Raw genomic sequence first — 17,924 nt, forward strand, 5'->3', positions numbered from 1 at the left:
CGGCTTTTTTGTTTTTACAGTAGCGTTTTATCTGCCCTTGCGAATCAGATAACGGTACGGCACATTGTTTATATCGGCTTCAATAAGAGTATGGTCCATAAAGCGGCAGAAACTTGGTATATCTCGTGTTGTGGCCGGATCGTCTGCTATTACGGTTAATAGTTCACCCTGCTGCATCTTTCTGACTGTTTTTCGGATCATCATGACAGGCTCCGGACAGCGTAAACCTAATGTATCTAATTCCTGTATACTCTCTTTGCTCATTGTAACTCTCTGCTATAACTAATCTGTTTTAAGTCCGAAATGCTCTAAAGGTAAGAATGAAAGCTTACTAGACTTATTTAATATAAAGGGATCATATTGCAGGGAGGTCTTATGTTACAAGCTGATTATCGAATTTATATCTACCTTTGTATAATAATTACCCTGCTGGTTATTCCTATCCTACCTTTTGTATCGATCATTTCCAGTATCTGGCCCATGGCACTGTTAATATCATCTCTGGCATTATGGATGGAATTAGGTGAACAGAGGAACTCCCGCTCTTAACTGCTATATGTTTTAAGCTTTTCTTATATAAATAAAAAAGACTTAAACCTGCACAGGTTTAAGTCTTTCTTGCAGTCGCTTGTGATTAAGCTCTTGTTAACCGGTATTACGTAATCCGGCAGCAATACCTGCAATGGTCACCATTAATGCCTGGTCAATAACCGGACAAATCTCCTCGCCGTTTTTGCGGGAGCGGCAAAGAAGCTCTGCCTGCAGCATATTAAGCGGATCAACGTAAGGGTTACGCAGCGAAATAGATTCTTTAATCCAAGGCTGCTCCTGCATCAGCTTATGATCTGGTATGGTTTCTAACACTGTGTCACGTGTCAGAACTAAGTTTTCACGTAAACGCTCACCTAACGGCCATAACTCTTCAGGTACAAGACGCTCTTCATAAAATTTAGTCAGCTCTTCATCTGCTTTCAAAAATACCATTTCAAACATCTCTAAACGCGTATGGAAGAAAGGCCAGTTACAGTACATCTCCTGCAGTAGCTCTTTTTTACCTTCATCTAATAATGTTTTCAGTGAAGTTCCTGCACCTAACCATGCCGGCAGCATCAAGCGGTTCTGGCTCCAGGCAAAGATCCACGGGATTGCACGCAAACTTTCAACGCCGCCGTTAGGTTTACGTTTTGCAGGGCGGCTGCCTAGTGCCAGTTTACCTAATTCCAGCTCTGGTGTTACGCTGCGGAAATAAGGTACAAATTCCGGCTCTTCCTGAATGAAATGACGGTACTCCTGACAAGACTGCTCGGCAAACTGTTCCATTAAGTCACGCCATTCCTGTTTAGGCGCCGGCGGCGGAAGAAGGTTGGCTTCTAAAATAGCGGCTGTATAGAGGTTTAAGCTTTGTACGGCAACTTTAGGCAGACCGAATTTAAAGCGGATCATCTCACCCTGCTCAGTAACACGCAGTCCGCCTTTAAGCGACCCTGGAGGCTGGGATAATAATGCCTGGTGTGCAGGAGCACCGCCGCGGCCGATTGTGCCGCCTCGCCCATGGAACAACACCAGCTGAATATCATTTTCTTCACTGATTTTAACCAGTGCTTCCTGAGCTGTATATTGTGCCCAGTTAGCCGCCATTACACCGGCATCTTTTGCAGAGTCAGAATAGCCGATCATGACATGCTGTTCGCCGCCGATATATCCTCGGTACCAGTCAACAGCAAACAGGCGCTGCATTACTTCGGCCGCATTATTTAAATCATCTAAAGTTTCAAATAACGGGGCAACAGGGATGCGGAAAGGGCAGCCGGTTTCTTTTAATAGAAGTTGCACAGATAAAACATCAGACGCCTGGCGCGCCATTGAAATAATATAAATACCCAATGCCTGCGGATCGGTTTGTGCGACCACTTTACAAGTATCTAATACTTCCTGAACCTCTGCAGACGGCTCCCAGGACACTGGAATAAGCGGGCGTTTACTGTTTAACTCCTGCAGTAAGAATGCCTGTTTATCAGCTTCACTCCAGGCGTTGTAATCGCCAAGGCCCAGATAACGTGTTAATTCAGACAGAGCATCACCGTGGCGTTCACCGTCTTGACGAATATCAAGTTTTACCAGGTTGATACCAAAACATGCCAGGCGGCGCAGGATATCTAGAATCAGGCCATTTGCAATAGAATGCATCCCCATAGTTTTAAGTGACTGATAACATAGCTCTAGAGGCTTTTTCAGCTGCTCTGTACGGGTGATGATATCTTGTGCATTGCTGTCCTGGCCTCGCAGGGTCGCGCTTAGTGAAGTGCGTGTTTCTTTTAATTCTTCACGTAATTTCCGTAAAACAGCCCGGTACGGTTCATCTGTATTTTCGCCAACTACTGCGCGTAAAGCGGGAGCGCAGATATCCATTGATAATTCTTCAGTCAGCTGTTTAATATCCCGTAGATATAAATCTACAGCTACCCAGCGGCTGGTTAATAATACTTCTTGTGTTACTTTTGCGGTAACAAACGGGTTACCGTCACGGTCACCACCCATCCACGAAGTAAATTTAATTGGTGATGCGTCAAGCGGTAATGATAAACCTAAGTCATCCTGCAGCCTGTTATCAAGCTCACGAACATATTGAGGAACGGCTTCCCACAGGCTGCTTTCGATAACACCAAATCCCCATTTGGCTTCATCTACCGGACTTGGGCGATTTTTGCGGATATCATTGGTATGCCAGGCCTGAGTAATTAACTGTTCAAGGCGGTTCAGCAGCTGAGCACGCTCTTTTTCAGATATTTCGCTAATTTCCAGCAGACTTAAACAGTCATTGATCGCTGTGTGTTTATGGATAAGTGTGCGCCGCGTAATCTCCGTTGGATGTGCGGTCAGTACCATATCCATTTTTAAGTCATTAACCGCCAGCTGCATTTTTTCTTGGGAAAGCTCTGCACTTTTTAGCTTTTCAATAAGCTCCTTCATTGGATCCGGTGCACAGACACCGCTGTCGCAATGACGGGAAATACCATGAAACTGTTCGGCGATATTGGCTAAGTTTAAGAAATGTGTAAACGCACGTGCCACCGGCAGCAGTTCATCATCGGAAAGATTAGCTAATACTTCAACGAGTGTCTTGCCGTCATCCTGATTACCGGCACGAGAAGATTTAGAAAGCTGGCGGATAGATTCTATTTTATCCAGAAAATCTTCGCCTAAATGTTCACCAATACTCTTACCTAGTAATTGACCTAATAAACCAACGTTACTACGCAAATTTGCATATTGTTCTGTCATATAAACCCCATGAATTCTGTAATAAAATTACACTTTAAAAATGAAACTAGTTAATTAACCTACCACAAAAGATTGTGTAGTCAATGTACTATCACATAAGTTTTGCTTTCATTTGATTTGAAAGGTGTGCCGTGTAATTAAATTACATGCTGCTGAGTAATTGATTTTTTGCTTAGGTGTCCTGCGGTTGCGCTTTATAACAGTTAACGGCTATAGCTCTCTTTAACAGCCGTTAACTGCAGGCTTGGGGCTGATGAATATTAAATGGTGCAGTAATGTGTAATTAACTTTTCAATCACTTCTTTGGTTGGTTTTACAAAGGAAAGGTCTAAGTATTCGTTAGGCTGATGGGCCTGAGCGATATGTCCGGGGCCTAATACTATGGTGTCACAGCCAAGCTGCTGTATAAAAGGGGCTTCAGTGCAGTAATTAGCACTTTGTGCCTGATTACCCGTATAGATTTGTGCCTGTTCAATCAGGTCCGAATGCATTGGACATTGATATGAAGGAATAGGCTCATGTAAATGATATATCTCCAGACAGTTAGGGTAACGTTTCTCTATTTCTGTCAATGCGTCCTTCAGGGTAATGAACAGCTCATTGGTACTGACACCTGGAATAGGGCGCATATCAATATGCAGGTCGCAGCAGCCGCAGATCCGGTTTGGACTGTCACCGCCGCTGATAGCCCCAAAATTCAGTGTCGGATAGGGAACCTCGAAATGTTTATTGGAGTACTTGTCTTTAAACTGCTGCTGTACTTTTTTCAATTCTCCAATTACCAGATGCATTATTTCAATGGCGTTAATACCTTTATCGGGATCTGAACTGTGGCCGCTTCGCCCGGTAATACGAATTGCTTCAGACATATGACCTTTGTGCATTATTACCGGCACCATTCCCGTCGGCTCTCCAATCACCGCATAATCTGGTTTGATGGTTTTCTGTGCGGCAATATCCTGTGCCCCTGACATCGTTGTTTCTTCATCCGCAGTTGCTAATATGCGCAGCGGTTTATCGAGCTTAGTTAAATCGAGTGTTTTTAATACTTCAATAACAAAAGCAAAAAAACCTTTCATATCAATGGTGCCTAATCCGTACAGGCGGTTGTCTTTTTCAATTACTTTAAACGGATCGCTTAACCACTTACCTTCATCATAGGGCACGGTATCAGTATGCCCGGCAAGCAGCAGACCGCCGTCTCCCTGACCTAAGGCTGCGACTAAATTGTACTTACCCGGGGCGCTGCTGACCTCTTTAATTTCACAGTCGAAACCAAGTTCCTCTAACCATGAAGCCAGCTGGTTGATGACTTGTAAGTTGCTTTGATCCCATGATGAATCGGTGGAGCTGATTGATGGAATGGCGATCAGATCTTTATATAAGTTGATAAAATCAGGTAATGACATGGGATCCCTTTAATAAGCAAATTAATATCGGTGAAAATGATATTACACTTAATAGCCGGAAAGGGTAGCTGCAGATAAGAAAAAGCCCTGAGCTGCTGATAACTGTGCTTAGGGCTTTTTTAGATAAAATACTGTGATTTATACTGTGAAACTGCTTACTTCTTTATTGAGCATATTTGCCTGCTGTGCAAGTTCATCACTCATCTGTTCATTTTGCTGAGCAGACTCCCCTGATTTTTCTGCTACATCGCGTATTGATACAACATGGCGGTTAACCTCTGAGGCAACCACGCTCTGTTCTTGAATGGCCGTGGCGATCGTTGTGGTCATATCCATAATATTTACAATATCGCGGTTAATCTCCTGCAGCATTTGTCCCGCCTGGCCTGCTTGTTCGGCGCTTTCCCGGCCTTCATTACGACAGTCAGTCATTAAGCTGACTATGCTTTTAGTTCTTGTCTGCAGGGAGCTGATAATGTTTTCAATCTCCTTGGTAGATGACTGGGTTCGACTTGCCAGAGTGCGCACTTCATCTGCAACAACTGCAAAACCACGCCCCTGTTCGCCGGCTCTAGCCGCTTCAATGGCAGCATTTAATGCCAGTAAATTTGTCTGCTCTGCGATACCGCGAATAACATCAAGTACTGTGCCGATTGTTTCACTGTCTTTGGCAAGGTCGTTTACCACATCTTCAGATTCAATTAATTTATCCGATAATAAACGGATCTGCTCAATGGTCGCATCAACGCCGCGTTTGCCTTTTTCTGCATTGAGGTTGGTCTGCTGCGCTTTATCTGCGGTATCTGTGGTATTGCCGGCAATCTCTTCAATGGTTGCCACCATTTCAGTGACGGCAGTGGCGACCATATCCGTTTCCTGCATCTGCGATTCAACACCTGAATTGGCCTGATGTATATTAGAGGCAAGAATACCGGTTGCCTGATTTACATTAGCTGCTGACTGCTTTACTGATAAGATCAGGCTGTGGAAGTTTGCAATCATACCGTTAAAGGACTCTGCCATTTCGGCTAGTTCATCACTGTTTTTAGCGGGAACAACAATGGTTAAATCATTACTTTGTGCAATTTCAACCATTGAATTTTTAATGCATAAAATCCCCTTCATAATATTACGGCTGACTATTGAGCCGATAACAATAGATAAAATTAGAGCGCCGGCAAAAAGGATATAGGTCACTCTGCTGATAGACTGCACATAGTCTGCAATCGCCTGGTCTGTACTGCTGACCAGTGTGCCCTGAATTTCAATTACCTTTGCCGCGCTGTCAAACAGTGCTTTACGCAGACCGCTTTGTGCATCATAACCTAGTACTTTCTGCTCTTTGGCAAGTGCCAGAAAGGCTTTCTGGTAGTTTTTTAGAGAATAGTTAATGCTTGTTTTTTGACTCAGACTTAAGCCACTTGTCTCAATACCGGCTGCGAATTTTTTGAACAGCCTTTCGAATTTTCTAATGTGTTTGCGGTCATTTTCCATCAGAAAATCTTTTTCATAACGGCGTAACTGCAGCGTCTGGCTTAATGCCTCAAAATCATCGCGGCCTATGGTGCGTTCAACCTGACGTACGGCCGCAGTTAATTTTCCGTATAGTCCGTCACGAGTGTTGAGTCCTATACGTTTTTGCGAATCTACCAGGTTAGAAAAGTGCTGACGATATTCGTTAAGAGCTGCGGATAATGCCGGAATTTCTACTGCAGGAATATTCATCTGCTCAAGAGTCTGGGCGACGTTGTCGAGCTGCCCGGATAATTGTTGTGCTTCGTCGTTAAACTGTTCAACATTTATCACTTTTTTCTGGCTTATAAAGTCTTTTTCATAGTGCCTTAGCTGCAGAATACCTGATTCGATAGCGCCGATATCCTGTGCAAGTGCAATATCTTTTTTCAAAGAAGATGATGAGAAGCTAAGCAGGAGCAGCATTGTCAGCATACCGACAATGGAAATGAGGGTATTTGCAGTTAATTTATGTTTTATCAGCATGATAATGTACCTAAGTCCTTTATTTACATTAAGATCAACTATGTCAATAAATGCTGTCTGACACTTTTCTGGCTATAAATTAGCAGAGAACAGGGAGATAGGCGCGAGATTTTAAAAATTAATTGCAATTATTTTGCGGTGCGTAGAAACTGTGTGAATATTCTTGTGCAGGGGAGGCAATAATAAAAATGAACAGTTGATTTTTGTTTGTTTTTGCTGCAAATAAAGTTTATGGGAAATTTTCCGCCGGCTGATGCATTTGCGGTGAATGCCGTTGTCTTATCAATGACAGGGGGAACTCGAAAGGGCAGAAATGCCTTAAATCACTGTGATGCATTTAAGGCATAGCTATAATGAATTGAGTTAAATGGTGAATGTACTGATTTCTTCTGTTAATACGGTTGCCTGCTGTGACAGTTCCTCACTCATTTGTCCGTTTTCTAAAGCAGAGGCGCCGGCCGCTTCCGTAACATCTCGAATAGAAACAACATGGCGGTTAACCTCTGATGCGACTGCGCTCTGTTCTTGAATTGCGGCCGCTATGGCGGTGGTCATATCCATAATACTGACCACATCGTTATTGATCTCTTCCAGCATCTGACCCGCTTCTCCCGCCTGAACCGCACTTTCCTGCCCTTCATTGCGGCACTCGGTCATTAACTGCACAATATTGGTGGTCCTGCTTTGCAGTGAACTAATAATATTTTCAATCTCTTTAGTCGATTCCTGGGTGCGGCTGGCAAGTGTTCTGACTTCATCGGCAACAACTGCAAATCCGCGTCCCTGTTCTCCTGCGCGGGCCGCTTCAATGGCTGCATTGAGTGCCAGTAAATTGGTCTGCTCGGCAATGCCGCGAATAACATCAAGTACAGTCCCTATGGTGACGCTGTCTTCAGCGAGTTGTTTAACAACAGATTCTGATTCAATTAATTTGTCAGATAACACACCAATCTGCGCTATGGTTGCATCAACACCGTGTTTTCCTTTTTCTGCATTAAGGTTGGTTTGTTGTGCTTTGCCGGCTGTATCTGTGGTATTGCCGGCAATCTCTTCAATGGTTGCAACCATTTCAGTAACCGCCGTGGCAACCATGTCGGTTTCCTGCATCTGTGATTCAACACCATTATTTGCCTGGATAATATTCTCTGCCAGTGTACCAGTTGCCTGATTGACACTGCCGACCGACTGATTAACGGAAATAATAAGGTGCTGAAAATTAGCTATCATATGGTTAAAGGCGTTTGCCATCACGGCTAATTCATCATTCGTTTTTGAGTTGACGCTAATGGTTAAATCATTCGTTTCAGCCACTTCCAGCATTGAGTCTTTAATAAGTGTAATTGCACTTAAAATACTGCGTCCGAGAAACCAGGCAATTATTGTTGATATGATTAATGCAATGGCAAAAATGATATAGGTTAGTTTATTAATCGAAGTAACATATTCAATAACCGCTTCGTTAATTTTACTGACTAAGGTATTTAATACCGCATCAACCTGGTGAACGCTTTCGCGCATATTTTTCTGCAGGCCCTGATTCGAGTTATAACCTAGTACTTTCTGTTCTTTGACCAGGGCTAAAAATGCACTCTGGTAAACTGTTAGTGCGTTATTAATTTTTGTTTTTTGTGTATCTGGTAAATAACCGCGGCGAATGACAGTTTTTAATTTTTTAAAGTTACCTTGAAATTTAGTGACGTATTTGTCATCAAGGCGGAGCATATAATCTTTTTCATTACGTCTTAGTTTGAGCATTATACTTAATGCCTGAAAGTCATCTTCGCCGATAGCCTGTTCAGCGCTGTGTACCGCTTGTCTTAATTTCCCGTAAAAGCCGCTTTTAGGATCAAAGCCGATACGTTTCTGGGTATTAACCACATTAGTAAAATGAATCTGATATTCACCTAAGATATTTTGTAACCTTACGGCTTCTGCATTGGAAATACCGAGTGCATTTAAGTTTTCTGTTAAGCTGCTTAATCCTTCATTTAAAACTGCAATTCCCTCGTTAAAACGGTCTAAATATTTGCCGTCTTTACGGGCTAAAAAATCTTTTTCATGTCGTCTCAGCTGCAGGGTGTTAGATTCTATTTTGCCGATATCCTGCGCCAGGGTAATGTCTTTCTGCAGTGATGATGAAGAGTAGTTGATCAGCAGTAACATGACCAGCATGCTTAATATGGATACTGTGACGTTAAGAATCAGCTTGTGTTTAATAAGCATGTGTTTGGTCCTTGCAGTTGTAGATAAGTAAATTATAAATATGTAAAAAAATAGAAATTAATTTACATGGTGCTCTGATCACTAAGTGTATGAAGCAATTCAGGGGTTTGCCATTAGTGCTTTAACAAAAAGATATCAATTTATCGGTTGTTTTACGGCCGTTAAATAATGAAATAAATTATTGCTTATCTTTATGTTTTTCAATTACCTAATTGGGCTGGGTAAACCTCTAGCATATGGATTTATAAGCGTATTCTGCAGAGCAGATATGATCTGCTCACATTTCTAAAAGCTCGTCAGGCAAGGTGAATTAAAAAAGCTGATAATCAATATGGAATGATTCATACTCAACTTCTCAATAACATCTGACTGGTGTTGGAATTCAAACTGCATTCGCTAATGCTGAGTGACTTAATTATCGAGATTGAGTTGCTTGAGTTAATGCAGGAATGGAATGAAATGGAATGATTGATTTAGAAGATATAATCACTAAACAAAGAATTTTAGTCGTGGATGACTGCCCTGAAAATATTCAGGTTTTAAATGAAATTTTAGAACCTTATTATAAAGTTGATATTGCGCATAATTGTTCGCAGGCACTTAAAAATGTTTCTGCAGCAGATAAACCCGATATGATTTTATTGAAAACCAGTTTGCCTGATATCGATGGTTATAGGATCTGCAGACAGCTTAAAGCCATGCCGGAAACATCGCAGATTCCGGTTATTTTTGTCAGCACGACAAGAAATGTGGAGGATGAGAAAGAGGGATTTTCATTAGGTGCCGTTGACTACATTACCACCCCTTTAAGTCTGCCGATTATTTTAGCCCGTGTAAGCGCGCACCTGAAACTTGCAGATCAAAAATCACATTTAATGACTCTGGTAAAAGAAAGAAGTAGTGCGTTGAGTCGTACACGTATGGAAATTCTGCAGATCCTGGGGCGAGCTGCTGAATTTAAAGATAATGAGACGGGCATGCATGTTATCCGTATCAGCTGGTACTGCCGTTTTTTAGCCAAGCGCTGCACGGGAAATAACGGCTGGTCGGAGCTGCTTTTTAATGCCGCCCCTATGCATGATATTGGCAAGATTGCTATTCCTGATGAAGTTTTATTAAAACCCGGCAGGTTAGATCAACATGAATGGCAAGTAATGAAAAAGCATGTTGATTTTGGAGTACAGATTCTTGGCGAGCATGAATCTGATTTACTGCAGATGGCGGTAGAGGTGATCCAGAATCATCATGAAAAATGGGATGGGACAGGTTATCCGGCCGGCTTAAGCGGTGAAGATATTCCTCTAAGCGCACGCATCGTTGCGATTGCTGATGTGTTTGATGCTCTGACCAGTGATCGGCCCCATAAAAAAGCCTGGTCCGTCGAAAAAAGCATAGCATTGATTGAAAGTGAATCGGGAAAGCATTTTGATCCGCAACTGGTTCCTTTGTTTGCGGCTTGTTTACCCAAAATGCTGCAGATAAAAGAGCAGTACCAGGATGAATAACCGCATCCTTAAACTAACTCGGCAGTAAGTAAGAGTATTATTTAGTCATAAATCGACGTAATTGTTTTCTTTTTCAGCTGAGAGGAAAAAATGTTGAAATAATTATTCACTTATCTTGCATAAAAACCCACTCAAAGATAAAGTGGTGCCTTAAGCATTAATCTCTCTCATCAGCAGTTGTTATTGAGAGCATATTCATTCTTTTTAGACTATTAATCGAAACAGGAACTTTTTATGTTAAAAGCCATTATTGTGGGCGCTAGCGGTTATACCGGCGCAGAATTAGCACATTTTTTAACACGTCATCCAGAGATTGAACTGGCGGGCTTATATGTTTCGCAGGGTAGTTTAGATAAAGGTAAAAAACTGTCTGCACTGTACGGTAATTTATTAGGCGTGGTGGATCTGCCGTTACAGCCTTTAGGTAAAGACGGTATTGCTGACGTATGTAAAGGTATTGATATCGTTATTCTGGCTACGGCACATGAAGTGAGCCATGATCTGGCTCCTCTGTTTCTTGCGCAAAATACCGTCGTTTTTGATCTCTCCGGTGCATTCCGAGTGCAGTCAGCAGGTTTTTATGAGCAGTTTTATGGTTTCACCCATCAGTATCCAGAGCTGTTAGAAAAAGCTGTTTATGGTTTAGCTGAATGGAATTTTGAAGCAGTTAAAAGCACTGATTTAATTGCAGTCCCGGGGTGTTATACAACTGCTTCGTTAACAGCATTAAAACCGTTAGTGCAGGCGGGATTAATTAAAGAAAACACTAAGCCGACTATTAATGCAACCAGCGGTGTAAGCGGAGCGGGGCGTAAAGCGAATGTGGCAAGCAGCTTCTGTGAAGTAAGTCTGCAGCCTTATGGGGTCTTTACCCACAGACACAAACCGGAAATTGATCAGCATCTAGGGTTGCCTGTGGTATTCACCCCGCATCTGGGCAGTTTCAAGCGTGGTATTTTAGCAAGCATTAATGTGCAGTTAAAAGAAGGCGTGACAGCTGAGCAGGTTAAGCAGACTTATCAAGATGCCTATGCAGATAAACCTGTCGTGCGTTTAATGGCTGAGGGCAGTTATCCGGCGCTTAAAAATGTTGTTGGTACTCCTTATTGTGATTTAGGCTGGGCGGTTGACGGTCAGGATCTGGTTGCTTTCAGTGCCATTGATAACCTGTTAAAAGGTGCATCCTCTCAGGCAATGCAGTGTATTAATTTACGTTTTGGTTTCGATATCTGTACTTCACTTTTATAAGCAGGACTTTTTGAAAATGACACAGACAATATTAAAACCCGATTCACTTAAACCTCTGTTGATCAAGCTTGGCGGTGCGGTACTTGAAAATGAGCAGGCATTAAGCAATCTGTTTTCGGCATTAACCGCATATCTGGCAAAACAGCAGCGCCCGTTATTATTAGTACACGGCGGCGGTGTTATTGTGGAAGATGTTTTAAATAAAATGAACATCGTCAGCGAGAAAAAAGACGGGTTGCGCATTACGCCTTTCGAGCAGATCCCTTATGTAGCGGGGGCGTTAGCGGGCACATCAAATAAGTTGTTAATGGCGAAAGCACTGCAGGCCGGTCTTTCCGCTGTCGGTTTATCACTGGCAGACGGCTTCAGCTGCAGAGTTACTCAGCTGGATCCGGAACTTGGTGCAGTAGGTGTCTGCGCTGCCGATAATCCATCATTAATCAACGGCCTGCTGGCTGGTGGTTTTCTACCGGTTATTTCATCTATCGGTATTGGAGAAGATGCGCGTTTGTATAATGTTAATGCGGATCAGGCTGCTGTCGCTATTTGTGAGCTGGTGGATGCCGAGCTGGTTTTTCTGTCTGATGTTGACGGTGTATGGGATGCTCAGAAACAGGTTATTCCCGAGTTAAATACACAGTTCGCTGATACACTGATTGCACAGAATGTCATTCGCGACGGTATGGCTGTAAAAGTAAAAGCCGCGCTGCAGGCTGCTGATTCATTAGGTTATGTCATGTTGGCAAGCTGGAAAAATACAGAGAAATTAGTGTCGCTGCTTGCCGGTCATGCAGTGGGCACAAAAGTAGTTAAGTAGTTATTAAAAGCAGATTATTTACGTAGAGAGTTGAATATGAAAAATTTACTGACAGGTATGGAAATGACTCAGCAGCAGGCGTTAGACCTGATTGCACTGGGTAAAGATTTAAAAGCAGATCCGGCTAAATATTCACAAGAGTTAGCGGGTAAAAGTGTTGTTACATTATTCGAAAAGCAGTCATTACGTACACGTGTCACTTTTGATATCGGTGTAAATAAACTTGGCGGTCATGTCGTTTATCTGGATCAGGCAAATGGTGCCATGGGCAGTCGTGAAGATGTTAAAGATTTTGCCGCCAATATTTCCCGCTGGGCAGAATGTATTGTTGCGCGTGTTTATGACCATAAAACGCTGCTTGAAATGCAGCAGTATTCAAGCGTGCCAGTTATTAACTCCTTATGTGATCTTTATCATCCCTGTCAGGCAATGGCTGACTTTTTAACTATCTCACAGCAGTATGATGATGTTTCTAAAGTGAAATTAGCTTATATTGGTGACGGTAATAACGTTACTCATTCACTGTTTATTGCCGGCGCAATTTTAGGTGCTACCGTGACAGCGGTTTGTCCTATCGGTCATAGTCCGGATGCGCAGGTAATGAAAACGGCAGAAGCTATTGCCGCTGAAAACGGCGGCAGTATCAGCGTCACTAACAATATTGAAGATATTAAAGGTTATGATGTGGTTTACGGAGATACCTGGCTTTCAATGGGCGATGATACTCCGCTTGAACAGATTAAAGCTAAATTTATGCCGTACCAGATTAACCAGGAATTATTAGATTTAACCGGTATTAAACACGTATTACATTGCCAGCCGGCACATCGTGGTTTGGACATCACCTCCGAGGTGATGGATGGTCCTGCTTCGTTAATTTTTGACCAGGCAGAAAATAGAATGCACATTCAAAATGCTATCATGCTGACATTGATGAAAGGAAAATAATCAAATGACTAAAGTAAAAAAAGTTGTACTCGCTTATTCCGGCGGCTTAGACACTTCTGCAATCATTCCATGGTTAAAAGAAACTTACGATAATTGTGAAATTGTTGCTTTCTGTGCCGACGTTGGTCAGGGCGAAGAAGAGCTGGTGGGCCTGCACGAGAAAGCTATTGCTTCTGGTGCTTCAGAATGTCACATTGTTGATCTTAAAGAAGAGTTTGTTAAAGATTATATCTACCCGACAATTGCTGCCGGTGCGGTTTATGAAGGCACTTATTTATTAGGTACTTCAATGGCTCGTCCGATTATCGCTAAAGCGCAGGTTGAAGTTGCACTTAAAGTTGGTGCTGATGCAGTTTGCCACGGTTGTACTGGTAAAGGTAATGACCAGATCCGTTTTGAAAGCTGTTTTGCCGCACTTGCCCCGGAGCTGCAGGTTATTGCTCCATGGCGTGAGTGGGACATGGTATCTCGTGAAGATCTGCTGGATTACCTGGCTGAGCGTAATATTGAAACAACAGCTAGCGCGACAAAAATTTACAGCCGTGATGCAAATGCATGGCATATATCTCATGAAGGCGGTGAGTTAGAAGATCCGAATAATGAGCCGAGCAAAGGTGTCTGGACATTAACGGTTGATCCGCTTGATGCGCCTAATGAGCCTGAATATGTCACACTTAAAGTTGAAAATGCACGTGTTGTAGCGGTAGACGGTGTTGAGCTTTCTCCATACGATGCATTAATGCTTCTTAATGAAAAAGCGGCTAAACATGGTGTCGGCCGTGTTGATATTACAGAAAACCGTACCGTTGGTATGAAGTCTCGCGGCTGTTATGAAACTCCAGGCGGTACTGTTATGGTAACTGCTCTGCGTGGTATTGATGAATTAGTGCATGACAAGCCGTCTCGCCGCTGGCGTGATCAAGTGGGCCAGGAGTTTGCTCACTTAGTATATGACGGCCGCTGGTTCACACCGCTTTGTGGTTCTTTATTAGCCGCTTCTGAGTCTCTTGCTCAAGATGCAAATGGTGAAGTTGTTGTACGCCTATATAAAGGTCAGGCAGTTGCAGTTAAGAAACAGTCGCCAAACAGCCTTTACTCGGAAGAGTTTGCAACATTTGGTGATGACAATGTTTATGACCAGAAACATGCTGAAGGTTTCATTCGTTTATACTCACTTTCAAGCCGTATCCGTACGCTGAACAGTAAGTAAACGAAGCAGACAGCCATAATTCAATTCCTGTCCGGCTTGATCGTCAGACAGGAATTTCTATTTATATGCGCTTTAGTTTTAGAGTGGATATAAATAGACCTTGTTTAAAACAAGAAACTAACTACTAGACAATAAAGCAAGCGACGGAGCATTAATATGGCACTATGGGGCGGACGTTTTAGTCAGGCGGCAGACGTAAAATTTAAACAGTTCAATGATTCATTAAAGTTCGATTACCGTCTTGCAGAGCAGGATATTATTGGTTCAATTGCCTGGTCTCAAGCATTACAAACGGTTGATGTATTAACGCAGGACGAACAAAAATCTTTAGAAGCTGCATTAAATGAATTATTAGCTTCAGTGCAGGCAAATCCGCAGCAGGTATTACAGTCTGATGCAGAAGATATTCATTCCTGGGTGGAAACTCAGCTTATTCAGCGCGTTGGTGATTTAGGTAAGAAATTGCATACGGGCCGCAGCCGTAATGACCAGGTAGCGACTGATTTAAAGCTATGGTGTAAAAAAACGGCACAGGAGCTGATTGTTCACCTGGATAATTTAGAAGCCAAGTTAATTGAACTTGCTCGTATTCACCAGGCAGTTGTGCTTCCTGGCTATACGCATTTACAGCGTGCACAGCCGGTGACTTTTTCCCACTGGTGTTTAGCCTATTTAGAAATGCTGGAGCGGGATCATAGCCGTCTGGAAGGCTGTCTTGAACGTTTAAATACCTGCCCGCTTGGGAGCGGTGCGCTGGCCGGTACTGCATATGCCATGGATCGTACTGCATTAGCGCATTCGCTTGGTTTTGCCCGGGCAACGCGTAACAGTTTAGATTCTGTATCGGATAGAGATCATGTTGTTGAATTGATGAGTTGTGCAACGCTTTCTATGGTGCATCTGTCGCGTATGGCTGAAGACCTGATTTTCTATAATAGTGGTGAATCTGCCTTTATCGAAATGTCGGATCTGGTAACTTCTGGTTCTTCACTTATGCCGCAGAAGAAAAACCCGGATGCGATGGAGCTTATTCGTGGCAAATCTGGCCGTGTATTTGGATCATTGGCGGGAATGTTAATGACACTGAAAGCACTGCCGCTTGCTTACAATAAAGATATGCAGGAAGACAAAGAAGGGTTATTTGACGCATTGGATACCTGGGGCGATTGTTTAGAGATGGCTTCAATGGCGCTGACGGATCTTAAAGTTAATGAAAAACGTACTAAAGAAGCAGCGCAGGGCGGTTACTCAAATGCTACAGAGCTTGCAGATTACTTAGTCGCGAAGGGGATTCCTTTCCGTGAAGCTCACCATATTGTCGGTATTGCAGTAGTCGTAGCGATTGAAAAGGGTGTTCCGCTGGAAGAGCTGAGTGTTGCGCAGTTTAAAGAATTCTCTGATGTGATTGAAGATGACGTTTATCCGGTGTTAACACTGGAAGCAACATTAGCCGCGCGTAAAGCACAAGGTGGTGTTTCGCCGGAGCAGGTCGAATATGCACTTTCAGAAGCAGAGCAGCGCTTAGCTGATCGGGATACGTCGGGGCTTATTATTCGTACCGCGCGATTAACCGATTTAGAGCGTGTTGAGTCAATGGTCAACCATTGGGCCGTGAAAGGTGAAAACCTGCCTAGAGATAAATCGGATTTAGCACAGTCTGTCGGAGAGTTTGCTGTTACAGAATGTGAAGGGCAGGTTACTGGTTGTGGTTCATTATATATTTACGATACAGGCCTTGCTGAAATTCGCTCGTTAGGTGTTGAACCTGGCTTTGAGCGTCGCGGTCAGGGCAGTGCGCTGGTGGAACTTCTGGTGAAACGAGCTGAGAAGTTAGCGATTAAGCGTGTGTTTGTATTAACACGTATGCCGGAGTTCTTTATGAAACTGGGCTTCAGTCCGACCAGTAAATCTATGATGCCGGAAAAAGTAATGAAAGACTGTGCAATGTGCATACGTCAGCATGCTTGTGATGAAGTTGCTTTAGAGTTTCATATAAACAGCAGTACATTAATCCATAAAGAAACAATCTAAGAGTAAGTATTAAAAAGGGTGGCTTCTCTATATAGGAGAAGCCGCTTTTTTGTCTCTGTCAGTAATTCTCTATGTTATTTGCTCTTCGCTTCTTCTATATATTCATTTTTAAGTTTTACATAATGACAGGCTGAGCGCTTTAGAAATGCAAACTCCTCTTCAGTTAGTTTTCTGGCTGCTTTAGCAGGGGAACCCACATAAAGGTAACCTGATGGTAAATGTTTGTTAGGGGGGACTAAGGCTCCGGCTGCTAAAATAACATCATCATCAATGCGTGCATTATCTAATACAATAGCGCCCATACCGATTAAAACCCGATCACCAATCTGGCAGGCATGCAGCATTGCCTTATGACCAACCGTAACATCTTCACCAATATGCAGAGAATAACCGTTAATACTTGCTTCCCCTTTGCGAGCTACATGTAAAACACTGCCGTCCTGGATATTCGTACGTTTACCTACCTTTATATTGTTTACATCACCACGTAAAACACACATTGGCCAAATGCTGACATCATCAGCTAATTCAACATCACCAATAATAGAAGCAAACGGGTCGATATAGACAGAATCTCCAATTTTAGGAAAAGTATCTTTATAAGCACGTAATACAGGAAGCATAAAAAACCTCATTAGTAAGAAAGAGAGGCAACTATACGATAAGAATGTGTGCATAACAAAAGCAAAGTTGTGGATAACTTGTTGGCAAAACAGGTATAAAAATTAATTGTAAAAATAACCCGTTTTTATGCAATAAACACTTGCCAATGATAGCTTAGTCCCTATAATGCGACCCCACAGACACGGGGTGTAGCGCAAGTTACTAACTGAGACTGAGAACATAACAAACGCATTAAACGCTTCGAAAGAAACTTAAAGTAAGACGTTGACATTGTTCAAAAGGCGCGTAATATACGCACCTCGCCGAAAGGCACGCTCTTTAACAATTTAATCAAACAATCTGTGTGGACACTTATTGTTGATGTGATTTCAAAAAAAATCAAAGACCTTACTTGTAAGGCAACATCAATACTTAGTGGCACACGAATTAATTCATTAATTCAGAATAACCAATCACTTCGGTGATTAGTTTTAGTCAGTAATATTGAGCCGCACTTAGGTGCAAATTAAACTTTAAATTGAAGAGTTTGATCATGGCTCAGATTGAACGCTGGCGGCAGGCTTAACACATGCAAGTCGAACGGTAACAGAAGGTAGCTTGCTACTTTGCTGACGAGTGGCGGACGGGTG

General features: G+C 42.7%; 13 protein-coding genes and 1 rRNA gene. 8 read left to right on the top strand and 6 right to left on the bottom strand.

Annotated elements, in window-relative coordinates:
• Positions 1 to 27 precede the first annotated feature (27 nt).
• A complete protein-coding gene (gene tusA / locus G337_RS0101940) occupies positions 28 to 264 on the bottom strand; it encodes a sulfurtransferase TusA (protein WP_028862379.1) in 237 nt (78 codons plus the stop codon).
• 111 nt (positions 265 to 375) lie between these two features.
• Here tusA and G337_RS28530 point away from each other — a divergent pair, with 111 nt between their 5' ends.
• A complete protein-coding gene (locus tag G337_RS28530; protein WP_157619167.1) occupies positions 376 to 549 on the top strand; it encodes a hypothetical protein in 174 nt (57 codons plus the stop codon).
• A 96-nt stretch (positions 550 to 645) separates the two neighbouring features.
• Here the strand turns inward: G337_RS28530 and ppc are convergent, their stop codons facing one another.
• The 4 genes from ppc to G337_RS0101965 form a co-directional block, all read right to left on the bottom strand.
• Positions 646 to 3,282 (bottom strand): phosphoenolpyruvate carboxylase, encoded by a 2,637-nt coding sequence (gene ppc, locus G337_RS0101945; protein ID WP_028862380.1) that lies wholly within the window; start codon positions 3,280 to 3,282, stop codon positions 646 to 648.
• A gap of 260 nt (positions 3,283 to 3,542) precedes the next feature.
• Positions 3,543 to 4,691 (bottom strand): acetylornithine deacetylase, encoded by a 1,149-nt coding sequence (argE, locus tag G337_RS0101950; RefSeq protein WP_028862381.1) that lies wholly within the window; start codon positions 4,689 to 4,691, stop codon positions 3,543 to 3,545.
• Between the two features lie 138 nt (positions 4,692 to 4,829).
• Positions 4,830 to 6,689 (bottom strand): methyl-accepting chemotaxis protein, encoded by a 1,860-nt coding sequence (locus G337_RS0101955; RefSeq protein WP_028862382.1) that lies wholly within the window; start codon positions 6,687 to 6,689, stop codon positions 4,830 to 4,832.
• Between the two features lie 363 nt (positions 6,690 to 7,052).
• The gene (locus tag G337_RS0101965; RefSeq protein WP_028862383.1) at positions 7,053 to 8,912 is read right to left on the bottom strand and encodes a methyl-accepting chemotaxis protein; all 1,860 of its coding nucleotides are present in this window, start codon (positions 8,910 to 8,912) and stop codon (positions 7,053 to 7,055) included.
• 464 nt (positions 8,913 to 9,376) lie between these two features.
• On the opposite strand from G337_RS0101965, the gene G337_RS0101970 reads away from it, so the two are divergent.
• From G337_RS0101970 to argH, 6 genes are all read left to right on the top strand, one after another.
• Complete coding sequence (locus G337_RS0101970) at positions 9,377 to 10,417, top strand: HD domain-containing phosphohydrolase (protein WP_037026899.1); 1,041 nt, start codon at positions 9,377 to 9,379, stop codon at positions 10,415 to 10,417.
• Between the two features lie 234 nt (positions 10,418 to 10,651).
• Positions 10,652 to 11,665 (top strand): N-acetyl-gamma-glutamyl-phosphate reductase, encoded by a 1,014-nt coding sequence (gene argC / locus G337_RS0101975; RefSeq protein WP_028862385.1) that lies wholly within the window; start codon positions 10,652 to 10,654, stop codon positions 11,663 to 11,665.
• Between the two features lie 16 nt (positions 11,666 to 11,681).
• Complete coding sequence (gene argB, locus G337_RS0101980) at positions 11,682 to 12,482, top strand: acetylglutamate kinase (RefSeq protein ID WP_051302888.1); 801 nt, start codon at positions 11,682 to 11,684, stop codon at positions 12,480 to 12,482.
• Positions 12,483 to 12,518: 36 nt separating this feature from the next.
• Positions 12,519 to 13,430 (top strand): ornithine carbamoyltransferase, encoded by a 912-nt coding sequence (locus G337_RS0101985; protein WP_028862387.1) that lies wholly within the window; start codon positions 12,519 to 12,521, stop codon positions 13,428 to 13,430.
• Between the two features lie 4 nt (positions 13,431 to 13,434).
• On the top strand, positions 13,435 to 14,640 hold the full coding sequence (locus tag G337_RS0101990) for an argininosuccinate synthase (protein ID WP_028862388.1): 1,206 nt from the start codon (positions 13,435 to 13,437) through the stop codon (positions 14,638 to 14,640).
• Positions 14,641 to 14,796: 156 nt separating this feature from the next.
• Positions 14,797 to 16,671, top strand: coding sequence for an argininosuccinate lyase (gene argH, locus G337_RS0101995; protein WP_028862389.1), 1,875 nt, complete (start codon positions 14,797 to 14,799; stop codon positions 16,669 to 16,671).
• 74 nt (positions 16,672 to 16,745) lie between these two features.
• Here the strand turns inward: argH and G337_RS0102000 are convergent, their stop codons facing one another.
• Positions 16,746 to 17,294, bottom strand: a complete 549-nt coding sequence (locus G337_RS0102000; RefSeq protein WP_028862390.1) for a gamma carbonic anhydrase family protein — start codon at positions 17,292 to 17,294, stop codon at positions 16,746 to 16,748.
• Between the two features lie 515 nt (positions 17,295 to 17,809).
• Here G337_RS0102000 and G337_RS0102005 point away from each other — a divergent pair.
• Positions 17,810 to 17,924 (top strand): 16S ribosomal RNA (locus G337_RS0102005); the annotation flags it as partial.

The sequence above is a fragment of the Psychromonas aquimarina ATCC BAA-1526 genome (assembly GCF_000428725.1).
Classification (GTDB): Bacteria; Pseudomonadota; Gammaproteobacteria; order Enterobacterales; family Psychromonadaceae; genus Psychromonas; species Psychromonas aquimarina.

Excerpts from the sequence above, each read along its gene's own strand:
- tusA (WP_028862379.1), bottom strand. The coding sequence starts at position 264 with ATGAGCAAAGAGAGTATACAGGAATTAGATACATTAGGTTTACGCTGT.
- G337_RS28530 (WP_157619167.1), top strand. The coding sequence starts at position 376 with ATGTTACAAGCTGATTATCGAATTTATATCTACCTTTGTATAATAATT.
- ppc (WP_028862380.1), bottom strand. The coding sequence starts at position 3,282 with ATGACAGAACAATATGCAAATTTGCGTAGTAACGTTGGTTTATTAGGT.
- argE (WP_028862381.1), bottom strand. The coding sequence starts at position 4,691 with ATGTCATTACCTGATTTTATCAACTTATATAAAGATCTGATCGCCATT.
- G337_RS0101955 (WP_028862382.1), bottom strand. The coding sequence starts at position 6,689 with ATGCTGATAAAACATAAATTAACTGCAAATACCCTCATTTCCATTGTC.
- G337_RS0101965 (WP_028862383.1), bottom strand. The coding sequence starts at position 8,912 with ATGCTTATTAAACACAAGCTGATTCTTAACGTCACAGTATCCATATTA.
- G337_RS0101970 (WP_037026899.1), top strand. The coding sequence starts at position 9,377 with ATGATTGATTTAGAAGATATAATCACTAAACAAAGAATTTTAGTCGTG.
- argC (WP_028862385.1), top strand. The coding sequence starts at position 10,652 with ATGTTAAAAGCCATTATTGTGGGCGCTAGCGGTTATACCGGCGCAGAA.
- argB (WP_051302888.1), top strand. The coding sequence starts at position 11,682 with ATGACACAGACAATATTAAAACCCGATTCACTTAAACCTCTGTTGATC.
- G337_RS0101985 (WP_028862387.1), top strand. The coding sequence starts at position 12,519 with ATGAAAAATTTACTGACAGGTATGGAAATGACTCAGCAGCAGGCGTTA.
- G337_RS0101990 (WP_028862388.1), top strand. The coding sequence starts at position 13,435 with ATGACTAAAGTAAAAAAAGTTGTACTCGCTTATTCCGGCGGCTTAGAC.
- argH (WP_028862389.1), top strand. The coding sequence starts at position 14,797 with ATGGCACTATGGGGCGGACGTTTTAGTCAGGCGGCAGACGTAAAATTT.
- G337_RS0102000 (WP_028862390.1), bottom strand. The coding sequence starts at position 17,294 with ATGCTTCCTGTATTACGTGCTTATAAAGATACTTTTCCTAAAATTGGA.